At 65.5% G+C, this 16,461-nt stretch carries 11 protein-coding genes; 5 read left to right on the top strand and 6 right to left on the bottom strand.

Annotated elements, in window-relative coordinates; all coding sequences use genetic code 11:
* Positions 1-246 precede the first annotated feature (246 nt).
* Positions 247-1,551, bottom strand: a complete 1,305-nt coding sequence (locus MJD61_06275) for a hypothetical protein (protein ID MCG8554881.1) — start codon at positions 1,549-1,551, stop codon at positions 247-249.
* Positions 1,552-1,841: 290 nt separating this feature from the next.
* Here MJD61_06275 and MJD61_06270 point away from each other — a divergent pair, with 290 nt between their 5' ends.
* From MJD61_06270 to MJD61_06260, 3 genes are all read left to right on the top strand, one after another.
* Positions 1,842-2,672, top strand: a complete 831-nt coding sequence (locus MJD61_06270) for an N-acetylmuramoyl-L-alanine amidase (GenBank protein ID MCG8554880.1) — start codon at positions 1,842-1,844, stop codon at positions 2,670-2,672.
* Positions 2,673-2,849: 177 nt separating this feature from the next.
* Positions 2,850-3,839, top strand: coding sequence for a hypothetical protein (locus MJD61_06265; protein ID MCG8554879.1), 990 nt, complete (start codon positions 2,850-2,852; stop codon positions 3,837-3,839).
* A 188-nt stretch (positions 3,840-4,027) separates the two neighbouring features.
* Positions 4,028-4,951 (top strand): tetratricopeptide repeat protein, encoded by a 924-nt coding sequence (locus MJD61_06260; protein ID MCG8554878.1) that lies wholly within the window; start codon positions 4,028-4,030, stop codon positions 4,949-4,951.
* Between the two features lie 22 nt (positions 4,952-4,973).
* Here MJD61_06260 and MJD61_06255 read toward each other — a convergent pair whose 3' ends face one another.
* The 3 genes from MJD61_06255 to MJD61_06245 are packed head-to-tail and all read right to left on the bottom strand — an operon-like array spanning position 4,974 to position 9,192.
* Positions 4,974-6,152 (bottom strand): PLP-dependent aspartate aminotransferase family protein, encoded by a 1,179-nt coding sequence (locus tag MJD61_06255; GenBank protein MCG8554877.1) that lies wholly within the window; start codon positions 6,150-6,152, stop codon positions 4,974-4,976.
* Entirely contained in the window at positions 6,152-7,945 is a 1,794-nt protein-coding gene (locus tag MJD61_06250; protein MCG8554876.1) for a homoserine dehydrogenase, read from the bottom strand. Before MJD61_06250 ends, MJD61_06255 begins: the two co-directional genes overlap by 1 nt.
* Positions 7,945-9,192: a PLP-dependent aspartate aminotransferase family protein gene (locus MJD61_06245; protein ID MCG8554875.1), complete on the bottom strand. Its 1,248-nt coding sequence runs from the start codon at positions 9,190-9,192 to the stop codon at positions 7,945-7,947. The genes MJD61_06250 and MJD61_06245 overlap by 1 nt, the downstream gene beginning before the upstream one ends.
* 379 nt (positions 9,193-9,571) lie before the next feature.
* Here MJD61_06245 and MJD61_06240 point away from each other — a divergent pair, with 379 nt between their 5' ends.
* Positions 9,572-12,454 (top strand): TonB-dependent receptor, encoded by a 2,883-nt coding sequence (locus MJD61_06240; protein MCG8554874.1) that lies wholly within the window; start codon positions 9,572-9,574, stop codon positions 12,452-12,454.
* A gap of 669 nt (positions 12,455-13,123) precedes the next feature.
* On the top strand, positions 13,124-14,068 hold the full coding sequence (locus MJD61_06235; GenBank protein ID MCG8554873.1) for a hypothetical protein: 945 nt from the start codon (positions 13,124-13,126) through the stop codon (positions 14,066-14,068).
* Here the strand turns inward: MJD61_06235 and MJD61_06230 are convergent.
* Positions 14,065-15,108 carry a hypothetical protein gene (locus MJD61_06230; GenBank protein MCG8554872.1) on the bottom strand — a complete coding sequence of 348 codons (1,044 nt, stop codon included), beginning with the start codon at positions 15,106-15,108 and terminating at the stop codon, positions 14,065-14,067. The genes MJD61_06235 and MJD61_06230 overlap by 4 nt on opposite strands.
* Before the next feature lie 180 nt (positions 15,109-15,288).
* Complete coding sequence (locus MJD61_06225) at positions 15,289-16,101, bottom strand: EI24 domain-containing protein (GenBank protein ID MCG8554871.1); 813 nt, start codon at positions 16,099-16,101, stop codon at positions 15,289-15,291.
* Positions 16,102-16,461 lie beyond the last annotated feature (360 nt).

Raw genomic sequence — 16,461 nt, 5'->3', positions numbered from 1 at the left:
GTCCGATCGAATGCGGCGTGCGAGTGCGTTCAGCCGCGGCCGCTACGCGGCCGATGAAACGGTCGGAGGCTTCTGTGTCTACACCCGAGTCGCGGTATGTGAGCCTCGCCACCGGCGTGGCATATCGGCTGACCTTTAGCGCGTCAACTCGCGCCGTACCCGGTCCGTTGCCGCAAGCCCGATCCCAAGTGCCCCTCGTCGACACGCCTTGCCGCTAGGTCCAGGCCCAGCATTCAGGAGGCCAGATCACTGGTATGGGTTCGAACGAACGAACGGGGTCTCGCGTTTCTTTCGTTTGGCTTTGGGCGACGCAGGCTTGCTGGGCCTGACGCTGGGACTGTCAGGCTTGGCAGCCTGCCCTGGCCGCTGTGCGCGAGCCACCTTGTCGCGTTCGCTCCGCGCTCTCGGCTTCGAACGCTGCTTGAGACGAAGTACCAGGCTGCGGTTGCGATTGAGGGACACGCTCAGACGAACGGGCGCGTAGCCCTCCGCCTCTGCCCTGAGGCTACGCCGGCCGCCCTTCGGCAACCACTTATCAAAGGGGTTATCAACGCGCTCGCCGTCCCATAACAGCCGCGCGTGCGCGGGATTCGCTGCGATCCGGATGTGCACCCGTGGCTTGGGTCGGGCTTGCTCGGGCTTGACCGATGGTGCCGCTGCAACGGGCCTGCGCGAGGACGATGAACCTGCGGACGGCCGTAAGGCTGGACCAATCGCTGTGTCTTGGACCGATCGCTCGCCGGCGGGTGGTTTGTCCGGCCGCGTAGCGGTGGCAACAGCCCTTTTGTGCCGCGGGTTGGCTTCGTTCGAGACCTTCCTGCTCGCCTCTGGTGGTTTGGGGGCAACCACAGCGACTCTGCTCGCAGCAGGCCTGGTCGCGCTTGATTCCGACGTGGTACCGGGCCTCGGGCCGGGCTTGGACACGGTCAGAGCAGGCTCTGGGAGCCCTGAAGCACGCTTGGTGGTCTTGGGCGGTTCGGTCGATTTTGCCGGCTGGAGTCTGGGTGTGCGGTTCTCGAGCATTTTTGCCACGGCGGGCTCTGGCGAGCCGTGGCGCCGATCCGGGCGCTCCTTGGCGCGCTTGCTCTGTGGAAGCGATCTGTCCGCGTTGCTCTTTGGGAGCGGCTTGTTCGGCGAACGCGGTGCCGCTGCCGGCGCAGCCGCGCGTTCAGGGTGGGCGGCGCGGCCCAGCACCGCCGCGTCCTCCAGATTGACCCCGTAGACCCATGCCAGCCCCCAGGACACCAAGGCGACACCCGCGACTGTCAGAACCAGCGGCCGGACCACCTTGGCTTTGGGAACCGAGATGGGGATGTCCTGCGTGATGGCCTCGTCGCCCACGGGACCGCTGTCGTGGATCGACGCGGGACCTGCGCTGGGAAAGGCGCTTGGCGCGAAGGTGTCCCAGGTAGGCCGGATCGATTGCGCGAACTCTTCGGCTTGAATGTCGGTCATCCCGTCCGACTCCCAATCGCCTTCCGGGGGAAGCGCGTCGGGAGCTGGCTCGCTGCGACCCACGAGCTCCGCCGGCACCTTCGGCGGTCTGGGCACCTGCGCCTCCGGTTCATGAGCGCGCGAGCCGGCTTTAGGCCGGGGCGTGCGGCCCGCAGACCGGCCAGACCCGCCGGCTTGAAGGCCGGCCTTGCCCCCGGGGCGCTCGTCGGATCGCCCATTCATAAGCTAAGAATACACCGTGGCCGGTTCCTCCCGTGGCTGGGACGGCACAGACTAGCATTGTCCGGAAAATCGGGCCACATATCGGCCTAGTGTAGCATGGGGACGAGACCCAAGTTCCCGGCGTAGTCGGTCGCGGCGCGAGCGTCGGCGCTACGTCTCGCAGCATGCCCAATACCTCCCAGCATCCGCCGGACCGCGGTGACACCGCGCTGCCCCTGCGTCGGGCACCCGGTTGCACAAGCCGCACCGGGGCGCTGTGCTTGGTAACGCTCTGCCTGTTGGACACGGGCTTCAAACCCGCAAGAGCGGAACCCCGTCAACGGCTGATCGTGCTTGACCCAGGGCACGGGGGAACCGATTCGGGCGCGCTCTCCACGGACGGCAGCCTGTCCGAGGCGCGGCTGGTTCTCGATATCGCGAAACGCGTACGCCGAATCCTGCTTCGACGCGATCCCGGGCTGTTGGTGCTCATGACGCGCGAGCACGATATCGCCGTTTCGCTCGAGGAGCGGATCGCGTTGGCGAACGCCTGGAACGCCGATGTATTCCTGTCGCTGCACTTGAACGCCGCGTCGTCCAGCGTGCGAAAGGGAGGCGTGGTGACTTTTGTTTTGGACCGTCGCGACGGACAAGACATCGAAGAGGACCGGGTGCGGCAGGGCCCGAGCCACGGGGGCGATCCACGCGGACTCCAGCGTGTGCTCTCTTCGCTACAGCGCGGTGACTTGGCAGAACGCTCCAAGCAACTCGCACGCAGCGTTCAACGGTTGACGGTCGCGACAGGTCGGCGCGGGCTGCCCAGCCTGGCCGACCGGGGCGTGCGTCGCAGGCTGTTTTCCGTGCTGTTGGGGGCTCGGATGCCTGCGGCGCTGCTGGAGGCTGCGTTCCTGACGGAGCCGCGGGAAGCGGCGGCACTGCGCACCGAGCGTTATCGCGAGCTGCTTGCGGGGGGGATCGCGGAGGGAATCCTGAGCTACCTGCAGGCCGTTTCGTGACCGGAGTATCGGAGTCCTCGTCGCCGCCCTCCTGCCAGCGATCCCGGAGGTCTGGAGTCGAAGACGCAGCCCGAGGCAGGTGGATCGGCCGGTCGAGCCCGAGGTTGGTGATCACGCTGCGGGCGAGTGGTCCGACTTGCCCCTGTTGCCCCTCCATCCCATACTGCTGCGCCCTCGATGTCGATTCATGCTGCGCCAGCGGTCGACCTTGGTAGCTACTCACCCCTGCTGGGGTGTGCATGCTCCGATTACCTGTTCGAGCACACCGCGCGCATGCGCCATCGAGTCTGCACAGGCGAGCAGGGAATTGGCGCTGCGCAGTACCATGCGCGCGCGCTGGACGGTCTGATCGGCTCGCTGTTTTGTGCCGCAACAGGAGCCATGGTAGCGCGCGGCAAAGGCCAGTCTCAGGGCGTGGTGCTTCTCGCCGCGGGAGGCTACGGGCGCGGATTGGTCGGTCTGCACAGCGCCGCCGAGGTGCTTTTCCTGTGTGGCAAGACCGCTGATGAAGCGATCGTGGCTTTGGCTGCGAGCACCCTGGCTCCCTTGACGACCATGGGGCTCCGCATAGGCTACGCTGTGCGTGCTGTTGATGACGTCATCCAGCAGGGGCTCCGCGATATCGGTCGGGCTGCCAACCTGCTCGATCTTCGGTGCCTCGCAGGAGATCGAGACCTGGCGTCGCGACTGCTGCGGCGGGCTCGCGAAACGATTTTCACTCCACATCGGGCACAGTTCATCCGACTGCTTCGGAACGAGACCGTGCTGAGACACGAGCGCTACGGCGGATCGGCGTACTTGCGAGAACCGGAGCTCAACCTCAGTCGGGGCGGTCTGCGCGACTTGGACGTCATCAGCTGGGTCCTTCAGACCCGCGGCAGCGATCTGGGCCTGGCGCACGGCGAGGCGGAAAGGCGGATGTTGGGAAAGGGAACGTCGGCAGCCTTGAGCGGAGCTCGCGAGCATCTGTGGCGCGCGCGCAATCTGCTGCATCTACGAGCCGGGCGTCGTCAGGATCGGCTGACGAGCGAGGAGCAACCGGAGATAGCCCGCATGCTCGGCTATCCCGAAGCGAAGCTCGGAGTGGAACGCTTCGTGCGCGAGCACAGCCTGCATGCGGCGACGGTTGCTGCTGCGATCGACCGCCTGTGGGAACGCGCACGATGAGAACCGGGGGGCGCGCAATCACGGGGCGAATCGGCCGGAGGCCGAAAGGACTTGCCTCGCTCGGTCTGCTGTTCGCTTTGGGTTTGCCGGCAGTGGCCTGCGGTGGCGGGACCGCACATGAGCTTGGCAACCCCACAGCGCCTCGCCACGCTCGGTCCGGAGTTTCGGGACGGGAACGAGCGCGGAACGTGACACCACGCGGTTCGCAGGCCCTGCATGCCGGTGAGCGGCTCCTAGAGCAAGAAGATTGGGTCGCGGCCCGGCAGGCCTTCGAGCGAGCCCTGCAGGGCGAACCGCACAACGCCCGCGCGTACTTCGGGCTCGGACTGGCGTTGGAGGGTTTGGCTGACTTCGACAGCGCACTGGATGCCTACGCCAAGGCTGCAAGTCTGGACGTGGGGTTGGCCGAGGCCCACAACAACCTTGGCCTGCTGTTGCGTCGCAAGGGCAATCTACATGAGGCACTCCAGAGCTTCGAGTCAGCGGTCGAGGCCGATGCCAAGCTCGCGTCGGCGCACCTGAACCTAGCGCTCGTCCACGAGGATCTGGGTAGCCTCGAGCTGGCTCGAAAGAGCTATCGGCGTTCTGTCAAGCTCGAGCCCGCCAACCCGCTGGCCCGCGTCAACTTCGGCCTGCTGCTGGTTCGATCGGGCTACAAGGCCGAAGCGCTGCAACAGCTGCGAGTCGCGTTGCCGCTAGCCCGAGGAAACGCCGCGGCCCTCGCGGGCATCGGCAACGGGCTCAGGCGAGCCGGGGACCCGTCGGCAGGAGTGCAGGCCATGCAGGCTGCTATCGCTGCTCGCTCCGGTAAGGCTACTCCCGCCCTGCTTGCGGAGCTCGCCCTGGCTCAGCGCGCAGTCGGCGAGCGAGAGGCTGCTATCGAAACACTGCGGCGCGCCCTGCACCTCGATGCACAGTACGCCACCGGTCACTATCTGCTGGGCAACATGCTGGCCGGGGGCGATCGTTTCACAGAGGCGGTGACCCATTACGAGCGGTATTTGGCGCTGGCACCCGAGGGCGCCCATGCCCCCAAAGCGCGCCAGCGACTGGAGCGTGCGCGTGCAAGACGCGATGCTCATCAAGTTACGGTACGTCCACGCCAAAACTGATCCTCACGCGCTCAAGCCTCGATCACGTTGAAACAGCGACCGCGTGAAGCGTCTTGTTCGGCCGTACCGAGAGAAACGCGGCCTGGAGATCCTCGATCAGATCCTCGACATCCTCGAGCCCAACCGAGATTCGGACGAGGTCTTCCGGAAGCTTCCTGACGGCGCGGTGTTCAGCAGGAATGCTGGCATGAGACATACAGCATGGCAGGCTGATCGAAGAGGCGATGCTCCCGAAGCTCACTGCAACCCGCATCAGCGCGGTATTCTCCACCACGGCACGTGAGCGCTGGAGGCAGCCCGTGGTGAAGCTCAGCAACGAACCCGCTCCCCGAGCCTGGCGCAGCTGGATGTCGTGGCCCGGGTGATCCGGCAGCCCCGCGTAGTAGACTTGGCGCACGTCGGCGTGGGCATCGAGCCACTTCGCCAAACGTTCGCTGGTCTTCACCTGCCGATCGAGGCGCACACCCAGCGTCTTCATGCCTCTGAGGAGCAGCCACGCCTCGAACGGGCCGAGCGCGCTGCCCTCGGCGTTCTGAGAAAAAGCAAGCTGGCCGGCGAGCTCGTCATCGTTCGTGATGACTGCACCAGCCATGAGGTCACCGTGACCGCCCAAGTGCTTGGTCGCGGAATGCACGACGATATCCGCGCCGTGCGCAAGAGGGTTCTGCAGATACGGCGACAGCATGGTGTTGTCTACGCTCACGCGAGCAGCGTGTTGGTGAGCCAAGTCGCTGAGGGCTCGCAAATCCACGACCTCCTGCAGGGGATTGCTCGGTGTTTCGACGACGAGCAAATCGGCTCCGCGCTCGAGCTGGCGCGACACATCAGCGAGGTTGGTCGCATCGATGTAGTCGATCCGGACGTTGTCACGCGCCAGACACCGGCTCAGGAACCGGATCGTGCCACCGTACAGATCGCTCGCGGCCAGCACCCGTCCTCCGGCCGGTACCAGACGGCCGACGGCCGCGATGGCCGCCATGCCGCTCGCGTAGGCCAGCGCATGTTTCGCCCCTTCGAGGCGAGCCAACTGCCGTTCCAGCACCGTCCGCGTTGGGTTGCCGCTCCTCGAGTAATCGTACGGCCCGAAGTGCTCGGCGTCGGGCTGACCAAACGTCGCCGTCTGGTAGATGGGCGTCGAGTTGGACTGCCAAGGATCGCCCGGGGCCGGATCGTACTGCACCAATTCGGTATCGCGGCGCATTAGGAGGCCTCCTGACTGCACGCGGCCGCGCTGAAGCGCGTGTCCTTGGCGCTGCGACCCGAGGCGCGCAACTTGTGGGCGCGCGCGAGCTCAAAGAGATCGGCCATTACCGCCGTGGTCGTTGGAACACGACCTGCACCGCGACCGGCTACGATGTGTTCGCAGCGGCGCAGACGCGCATCCAAGGTAGAGAACCGAACGGCGTTCTGCTCACCGGCAACCTGAGCGAGCGCATCGCGTTCGGGAAGCACACGCACCTCCACGCTTGCTATGAGCTCCGCGGGAGAAGCCTGCCCTACCCCCATCGGCGTTTCGCACTGCCTGTGGCAGCTACCCACCAAGCGCACGGCATGCCCGGGGGGTACGTCGGGCAGCTTGCCGGCAATGCCCTCGCGGCGCTGCCAGCGGATCGGGACGTCCCCGAAGGTGTGGCGCGCGAGCACGGTCAACTTGTGAGCTACGTCGCTGCCATCCAAGTCGAGCCTCGGATCTGCCTCGGCGAGACCGGCTTGCTGCGCACGGCGAACCGCCTCGGCGAAGCTAGTGCCCTGCGCTATCTGGTCGAGGACGAAGTTCGTGGTCCCATTGAGCACGCCCTCAAACCCGATAACGTGCTCGCTGGCCAAGCGTCGGGCTGTCTCCAGCGCCGGCACCGCTCCGCCCACCGATGCTGAAAACAGCAGACTGCAGGCATGCTGCTGCGCCGTCCTTGCCAGCAGGCAACCATGTGCCGCCAGTGCGGCTTTGTTGGCCGTAACCACGTGACGGCCGCGGCGCAGTGCACTCGCCATCCACTCGGTAGCCGGCTGCACCCCACCCGCAAGCTCGACGACCACGTCGCATGGTGTATCGAGCACCTCACGGACGTCCGTACACAGCAGGTGCGAGACAGCTCCGACGCCCCGGTCTGTATCCAAATTACGCACCAGAATGCGCCGCACGTCGAAGAGATCGGGCCGACAGCAGAGCTCCCGATACACCCCGCCTGCCACCGTGCCGAGCCCGAGCAAGCCCACGCGCAGCGGCCGCGAGGCTGCCATGGTGTCGGCTTCAACCGCTATACGCGGCAGTCGGCCGATGCGGGTTGGTCGAACGCCGCACAAGCCCGCCACATCGAACGCGACATGGTGATCCCGCGCGAAGCGCAGGGCTTTGGGCTGAAGAATCGCCCCGCCTAGCGCCAGGGCGTCATCGAAAGAGGCGCTCAGAAGTCGGCGCGGAGGTGGCCCAGGCAGCGCCGGATCGCTCTCGTAGCAGCCGTCCACATCCTTGATGAGCCGGCAGCAATCCGCTTTCACATGATGCGCAATGAACAATGCCGACAGGTCGGAGCCGCCCCGCCCGAGCAAGACCAAGCGCCCATCATCACGCTGCGCGACGAAGCCGGGCACGACCGCCACGGGCACGCGATCGAGCTCGCGGAGCAATGCCGCGGCGTCGAGGTCCATCGGGTCGGCGTCCAGCACCGGACCCCGTGCCCTAAGACCAATCTGGTGCGGGGACAGCACCTGGGCAGGCACTCCGGCTCCGTCGAGAGCAATCCCAAACAGGTTGGCCGAGGTGGTCTCCCCGGTGGCAAGCACGGGTGCCAACAGCTCGGGCCGCGGCTGCACGCACAGCCGCCGAGCTCGGCTCATCAAATCGTCGGTCGTGCTGCCAAGCGCCGATACCACGGCGACAACACGGATGCCTCGGCGGTAGTAGCGGTACACCTCGTGCGCGGCCGCGACAAGATCGCTCTCGTCGCGCAGAACCGATCCGCCGAACTTCAGAACCTTGACGGGACGCTCCATCACTCGGCTCCACGAGCCGGATCCGCGATCTCGGCGAGGGCTCGAGTCAGGTCTGCGACGATATCGTCGGGATCCTCAAGGCCGACCGACAGCCGTACCAGTCCGTCGCTGATGCCCACAGCCTGGCGCTGCGCCGGGGGAATGTCGCTGTGCGTCATGGTGGCCGGATGCGTTATCAGCGTTTCGACCGCGCCCAGGTTCTCGGCCAGGGAGCAAAGCTTCACCCGTTCCATCAGCAGCCTGCCCGCTGGGGCGCCTCCCACGAGCTCGAAAGCCAGCAGTCCGCCTCCCGCGTCCTGTTGGGCCTGTGCCAGCTCGTACTGGGGAAACGACGGCAGGCCTGGGTACCAGATTCGCGCAACAGCCGGATGACTCTCCAGAAACCGAGCCACCCGAAGCGCGTTGTAGGAGTGTTGACGAACGCGCAGCTCGAGCGTCTTGATGCCACGCAACGTCAGCCAGGCCTCGAACGGTGCCTGAGCAAAACCCACCGCGTTCTGCACGAACCGGAAGCGATCGAGCAGCGCCTGGTCCCGGCTCAGCAGGGCTCCACCCACGGTGGTGTTGTGACCCTCGATGAACTTGGTGGTCGAGTAGACGACCACATCCGCCCCGAGCTCGAACGGCCGCTGCAGTGCGGCCGTCAGTACGGTGTTGTCCACGGCGAGCAGCGCCCCCGAGTCGTGGGCCGCTGCAGCGGCGGCCCGTAGATCGGTGAGCTTGAGCGTCGGATTTGCCGGCGACTCCACGACGACAAGTCGCGTTGGCTGCTTCAGCGCCTCGCGCAGGGCCAGCGAGTCCGAGGAATCCACCACCTGATGGCTCACGCCAAACGGGGCCAGCACGTCGCGCAAGAGCCGCAGCGTGCCGCCGTAGACGACATCGGAGAGCAGCACCCGGTCGCCCGCCCTGAGTGTCGAAAGCGCCAGCGCCGTAATCGCCGCCATCCCGGTGGCGAAGCTGGCCGCAGCCGGTGCGTGCTCCAGAGCGCCGAGATTACGTTCCAGCGCGGCCACGGTCGGGTTGCCGGAACGGCTGTAGGTAAAGCCCTTGTCGACGCCCACAGCCGCCTGAACAAAGGTCGTGGACTGGTGAATGGGTGTGAGGATGGCTCCGGTGCCTGGGTCAGGGCCGAGGCCGCCGTGGATGGAGCGGGTACAGAATGCTTCGCCAGCCTCGGCGGAGGCAGCGTTGGCCTCAGCGGAGGCAGGGCTCCTGGAGTTGGAATCTGTGGGGGAGTCGTTCATTGGCCCGATTTCTCCTTGCAGCAAGACAAGCGAACGAGATTGCTTGCACGACGCGCGTCCGACCGGCCTAGCCGGTAGCCCGGGAGCAACGCATCTCGCTGGAGGTCAGGCCGTTAGCAGTGCGGCCGTCCCGCGACCATGCGTCGCTCACCGGGCCTGCGCATGCGCATGTTCGTGAGGATCGGCATGAAGGTCGCGAGTCTTGGCAGCATTGTCACGGTGCCGGCAGCCTGGACAGCCGAAGGATGCCGCTAAATGGGCTCGTGTCAAGCATTTTCGACCTGGACCGAAGGCATCTCGACCCGCGGCGCGTCCACCCCACGCTTGCCACAGGGCTGCGCTCCCTTGTATGGGGTGTGCATGCGTAACCGGTTGTCTTGTGCGTATCCAACCCGATAACTTTGGGCTGCTTGGAGCGGCTGGGGTCCTGCTAGCGCTCGCGTTACCCCTCAGCGCGGCGGGGCAACCGGCGCCGCCCGCACACGGGCCGCACCCTAACCACCCGCGGGCCGCCCCGACCCCAACCCCGACCCAGGAGGTCCAGCCGGGCCCGCAGCAGCCCGAGCACGAGCCCGAGCACGCCGCCCCGGCGCCGGCCCGCGGATCCCAGCCGGCGCCAGAGCAGCCCGAGCACGTCGCGCCCGCCGAGGTCCGCCTGCCGGCTGTACCGCCAGGCGGGCCGGCTTCGGAGCGGCCGATCTCGGATGAGCCTTCGGACCAGCCGGATCGGCAAGTCGAGGTCATTCACGTGGGCTCGCGACGCGTGACCCGCTCCAAGGTCGGATCGCCGACCCCGGTGGACGTGATCGATGCGGGCGAGTTCACGAACCAGCCAAGTACGGACATGGCCAGCATGTTGAAGAGCCTGGTGCCTTCGTACAACGTCACGCAGCAGCCGATCCGCGACGCGGCCACGCTGGTCCGACCTGCCAATTTGCGCGGACTGCCCCCGGATAACACCGTGGTCCTGGTGAACGGCAAGCGCCGGCATCGCGGAGCGGTGATCGTGTTCCTCGGTGGCGGGATAGCCGACGGTTCCCAGGGCGTTGATCTTGCCTCGATTCCTGCGATCGCGCTCAAGCGCGTGGAGGTGCTTCGCGACGGGGCAGCCGCGCAATACGGCGCAGACGCTATCGCCGGCGTAATGAACTTCGTTCTGAAGGACTCACCCGAAGAAGCGACCCTGGAGCTGCGGGCAGGGGGCTATTATGCTGGCGACGGAAACTCCCTGACCTTGGCTGGAAACGTCGGCGTGCCGCTGACCGACGCGGGCTTTGCCAACCTCAGCATCGAGCTCGGTAGCTCGGGTGCCACGAGCCGCAGCGTCCAACGTGCGGACGCGAGAGCGCTGATCGCAGCCGGTAACCCCAACGTGGCCGAGCCCGCGCAAATCTGGGGTGCCCCCAGGATCAGCAATAACCTCAAGCTGTTCGCAAACGCCGGGCTGGAGCTCGGAGCCTCGAGCGAGGCCTATCTGTTCGGCAGCTTCGCCCGCCGCAGCGCTCTCGGGGGGTTCTATTTTCGCAACCCCGGGCTCAGCTACCTGGACCCAGCCACAAAGATGCAGACCACCGCCGGACGCAAGGGGGTATTCGTCACGGATGCACCGCTGCTCGACCCGCGCACCGGCGCTCCGGTGCTCGATCCAAGCACCGGAATGCCGGTCACCACGCCTGTCCATCTGGTCGCCGATCTCAACCCCAACGACCTCGTGCCTTGTCCCCGCTTTGCGCCCGGTGACCCGATGGGTCTGCAGCACGTTATGTCCGATCCCAACTGTTTTGTTTTCAATGCGCAGTTTCCAGGCGGCTTCACCCCCAAATTCGGAGGCACGGTCACGGACTGGAGCGCAGCGACGGGCGTTCGGGGGCAGTTTGGGCGCCTGCGTTGGGATCTGAGCGCCACGATCGGCGGCAACGGTGTCAGGTTCTTGATCAAGGACACGGTCAATCCGTCGCTAGGACCCGGTTCCCCCACCGAGTTCTGGCCCGGCAGCTACCGTGAGATCGACCAGACACTGAACCTGGACCTGGCCTATCCGCTGCCTATCGCGCCCCTTTCCACGGAGCTGAACCTGGCCGCTGGGCTGGAGTATCGTAACGAGCAGTTCAGCGTCACGGCGGGAGATCGGGCTTCGTGGGAAACGGGCCCGTTCTTCTCGCAAGGTTTCGATGTCGGCTCCAACGGCTTTCAGGGATTCAACCCAAGCCAGGCCGACACGTTCAACCGCCGGAACGTGGCCGGCTATCTGGACCTGGAGCTGGATCCGCTACCTCACTGGCGGATGGCCCTCGCGGGCCGTGTCGAGCACTTCGACAGTCTTGGCTCGACAGCAACCGTGAAATCATCGACCCGATATACGCTTTTCGACCAGGTCTCGCTGCGGGCATCGATCGGCAGCGGTTTTCGCGCGCCCACACCCGGTCAAGCCAACGTGAGCAACATCGGAACCGTGGCGAGCCCCACGGGCCAGCTAGTCAACCGCGGGACGATTCCGCCCACCAACCCGATCGCCGTTGCCGTTGGAGGGCAAGCCTTGCAGCCGGAGCGATCGCTCAACTTCGGCGGGGGCGTCGTGCTGGATGCCGGCGATCTGTGGTCGAGCGACCTGACCCTGAGCCTCGACTACTACAACATCGACGTGCGGGACCGCATTTCGCTCTCGGGAGACAAGACGCTCACTCCCGAACAGGCGCTCGCTCTGCAGGCCAGCGGCATTACGGGGGCCGCCGCACTGGCAGGGTTTCGCTTCTACACGAACGCCTTTGACACGAACACCCAGGGGCTGGATGTCGTCGGCACCTTCAAGGTCGACTGGGCCGGCATGGATGTCGGCAACACGGACCTCGTTGCGGCCTATAACTGGAATCGAACCAAGGTGGTGGGACAGTCGATTCCGGGCATCATTGGGGAGCAACGCATCAACGAGCTCGAAAACGCCCTGCCGAAGCATCGCTATGTGTTGACTGCCAACCATGTCTACGGCCGCTTCCGCCTGCTTGCGCGCCTGAGCTTCTTCGGGAGCTTCAAGTTTCCTGAAAACAACGGAGACCACGTATTCGGCTCGAAGCATCTCGTCGACTTGGAAGCTGCCGTCCGCTTCCTGGATCACTTCACGCTGGTGGCCGGCGTGCAGAACATCTTCAATACGTTCCCCGACGAGAACCCAGGAATGGCCGACATCGGGGCACGCTATCCCGAAAACGCGCCCACGGGTTTCAACGGAGGCTTCTGGCACCTGCGGCTGCTGGGTCGGCTCTAGGGACGCGAACCCCAGCTTGACAGGCTCGAAGCGGCCCGGCTACGGTGCCTTCTCTGAGGGCCTCACGTGCCACACAAGCACTGCTTTCGCTCCCCCTAGGTGTCGCCGTCATCTCGGGATCGAAACCAAGGCAGCCTTGTCGTTGCAGTTCCCGAGCACGGCTGCGCACGGTGGCGGCATCGCGGCGCGGACCTCTATTTCGGCACCCAGCAAGCAAAGGGACGTATGTCTGATGCCACAAAAAAGCCTCGTGATATCAAGAGCCTAAAGGCCCGGCTGGGACGAACCATAACCCCGGGACAGGCTCCGGCGGGATTGCCGGGCGCGCCCGGCGCTCGACGCTCGTTTCCGCCGGGTACAGGGCCCGGTCCGGGATCGATTCCACCGGCGGCGCGTCCGAGCGCGGCACCTCCGGGCGGCAGATCGGTCCCGCCGCCGACGGTCGGACGGCCACCCACCCATTCGGTACCGCCGGCAGTCCCCCGAGGACGACCGTCGGGCCCGCAGGCGGGACGCGTCTCGGTGCCGCAGGTGGCCCCCCGACCCGGCGCGTCGGTACCTCCTCCCGCTTTCGGGAGACAGCCACCACCCGCCGGGCGGCCCTCCGGCGCCCCGCCGGGCGCAGCGCGCCAGCCGAGACCTGCATCGCCGTTCGGTGGTCCGGGTAGCATGCCTCCCCCCGAGGCCAAGCAGGTCAGGCTGGTCATCGATGACTCAGCGGTCAAGGGCTCCGAGATCGGCCGCGGAGGAGCGGCAAAGTACCTCGTACTTGCCGCGGTCACAGTGACCGTTGGTCTGCTGCTTGGCTTCGCGGTGGGCTCTACGCTCGATCGACGGCGCCAGTACAACAACGTGATTCACGACGGCAAGGAGATCTACAACGTTGTTCGCGAGAGCGCGGTAACCGCTGAGAAGGCCGACAAACAGCTCAAGGCCGCATTGAAGCGTTCCACGCCGGGACCGACCAACGAAGCCGCGGTCGCATACGAAGCCATCGAGGCTCTGCGGGCCCTAAAGAAGCCGTTCGATGCCGGAGCATTCTCGCGACGCTGGTACAAGGCCTTCCGGCCCGCCACCGTGGATGACTTGTTCCAGTACCACAACAATGTCCAGGTGCTGTGGGAGAGATTCGAGCGGTTGTCGGCCTCCACGCTGACGCAGAATCGCCGAGAGGTGCTCGACAAGGCTGCCAAGTCCATCGACGCGTTGGCGCGACAACAGTACGGCGTGGTCACCACCAGGGCGGGCGATACCTATGTTGGAGGGCTCGTCTACGTGAGCATTCCGCCCGTCACCGGCAAGACAGGTGCTGCGAAGAAAAAGGACCAAGGGCCGCCCGCGGTCAAGGTCTCGTCACGCCTGGGCGGACGCACCGTGGATCGCTATCCCTTCCTGGGACACTTGGATTTTCCAGAGAAGCCCGATAAATACGTCATCCTGTTGGACAAAGCGCGCAGCATGGGAATCCTCGGAGCCTCCGCCGACGCGTTCGCCCGATATAGAGCCGAGGTATCCGAACTGGCAGGGCTGATGCAAGAGACGATCGAGATCCAAGGTCGGTTGCTCACGGAACTTGGCAAGGTCGCTGCGCTCAAAGAGCAGTGGACCTTCTAAGGCCCCAGTCCTGTCAGCGGATCATCGTCTTGTGGTCGTGCAGGCGCCTGTTGCCCGGCGCCCCGCTCGGTGCCTGGCTGCGGCTCGTCGGAAGGGGCACGCTTGGCGCGGCGCGCGAACGCAGCCCTACGCTTGTTGCGCAGGTGGCCTGCGGAAGCCGCGTATCCCCCCGTGGTGCGAATCTCCTTGTGCCGTTGCCCCGTAATCCTGTCGACGATGTTCGGAGCCTGATCCGCGTCGTCCTCGAGCCCGGCCGTCACGGAATCGACTACGGCATGCGTGTCGGGCCGAGCGTCTGTCTTGTGCCTGCGTAGGTCGCCGAGTCGTGCCAGCGTGGCGCGCTCCTCGAACACGAGGCAATGGAAGCCATAGAACTTGGTTTGGTCCACCGCCCTCATACGCGTGGTCCTATCATGCCACTCCAGCCAGCGCCGCTTACCCATTCCTGGCGCGAGCTCGCCCCTCTTCGTCTTGGCCTTGCCGAATCTAGCTTGCAGGAACTTGGAAAACGCGTTGAAGTCCCGTCCCGCAAAGGCCTTTTCGTCCAGCGCCTTGTACCATTTCCACAGGCGCCCCTTCATGAAGAAGTAGAAGTTCTGAGAATTGTGGTCCTTGACGACAAACATCGACTCGCCGTTGCGGTGGGTGTACTCGCCCTTCAAGAAGCTCACGTCCCATCCGGTAGGTCGTCCCGTGAAGTCTACCTGGCTCTCACGGATGCGCCGCAGTGCTTCCTGCATTTCAATGCGCAGGCTGTCGTCCTCGAGCGAGTCGTGCGCCTTGGCCAATCTGGCGCGGTAGCGGTCCTCGACCTTCTCGTGAGCCCACGCGAGTGCTTGTTTGCGAGTCATGCCCCAGCGCAGGTCCCCCATCGCCTTGGTCACCGCCTGGCTCAGCGCTTCCTTCGACCCTCTTGCGGTTCGGCCCTTGCGCTTGCGTACTTTGTGATGCTTGGACTTGCTTCGCTCGGCGTACACAGCCGGCGCCACGGCACTGACAACGAAAGCACCCAGGGTGAGTGCGAGCCAGAAACGTCTCATTTGCATCCTCCGGTCTGTGGCTGCTCCCTGCCATCGGCCACCGAGCCGCAGGAGGCGACCGTGGCCTGCGATGTAGTGGTATAGTACGAAACGGTCGACACGGCCCCCCTAAAGCCCCCGCTCTGGGGACGGCGGTATTCACCTTAGGAGGCGCGACAAGTCTCATTGTGTCGCGCCTCCTTAGGGCCCGCGGCTTTGGGTCGCCGTCCGGTGATTGCCGTGCCGCTGGCTGCCGGACAGCTCGAGGAAGAGCAGCGTGCCGCCGGCCACGGCAGCCGGCATGAACAGCAGGTTGAGTATCGGTACAAACAGAATCACCCACACGCCGGTGCCGAAACCAAGGGCTGCCGCAGCGTGCTGGCGCACGAGTCCGATGCGTTCGCGGACGCTCAGGCCGTGACGGGAAGCCGCCCAGTCCATGTAGTCGAGCGCGAAGTAGTAGGCAGTAAACAGAAAGGCGGCGAGCGAGTAGACGAGGCTCCCGATCCCGGGGACAAGCCACGAAACCAACAGCAGCGGAAGCATGATCGCCAGGTAAGCCGACAGCTTCGTGGCCTCGAGCGCCACCGTGCGTGCCAGATCGCCAACGAGAGCACGCACGGAAAAACCCTGAGCACCCCTGCCGGTACGAATCCGCTCGACCTCCTCGCTCAAGGCGTCGTGGAATGGAGCGGCAACGACATTCGCCACGAGCAGCACGAGCACTGCCCCGACCAGGAATGCGAGCAGCCCGACCAGGATCTCGGCCGCTCCGTGCAGCCACCCGAGCATGCGGCCCAGCCAATCGTGGGCTTCGGGAACACTCCACAGCAGGGCCAGGGCACGCTTCCTTATCCCGACTGCCCATATGGCCGCTGCGAGCAATGCGAGCAGCGTGAGGATGATCGGCGGCAACCAGAAGCGCGCCAGGCCCGGATGCGACACGAACACGAATCGTGCACCGCGAAACGGATAACTTAGACCCCGCCAGTAGCCAACATCGCCAGTCCGCATACCTCGGGATCCCTATCCTCACGACGCTCCGGTGGCTAGGGCACTAGGACGGGGTTTTAGTTGACGATTGACTTAAGTTTGGGATTGGGTCAGGCGGCGAGCCTGCCGGTGGTCCATGCGCGCTCGATGGCTTTGTCGAGTTGTTGAATGGCGTCTCGAATCCGACCACGGGATTCGCCCGCTGTCCGAGGTTGCCAGCTGCGGTCGTCGAGCCTACGACTCGTGGGAGTGGGCGGAACGAAGCGCGCGTGCTTCCTTTCGGCCAGACTCCGGAGGAGGCGATGCGCTCAGGGATGGCCGCTGTTTTTCTTGCGATCCTGCTCGCGGCGTTTGCTGGCTGCGGCCGGAGCCACCTGCATG

Source organism: Pseudomonadota bacterium (assembly GCA_022361155.1).
In the GTDB taxonomy this organism is placed as follows: Bacteria; Myxococcota_A; Polyangia; order Polyangiales; family JAKSBK01; genus JAKSBK01.
The sequence above is the reverse complement of the archived record's forward strand: the minus strand, read 5'-3'. Positions and strand labels throughout refer to the sequence as shown.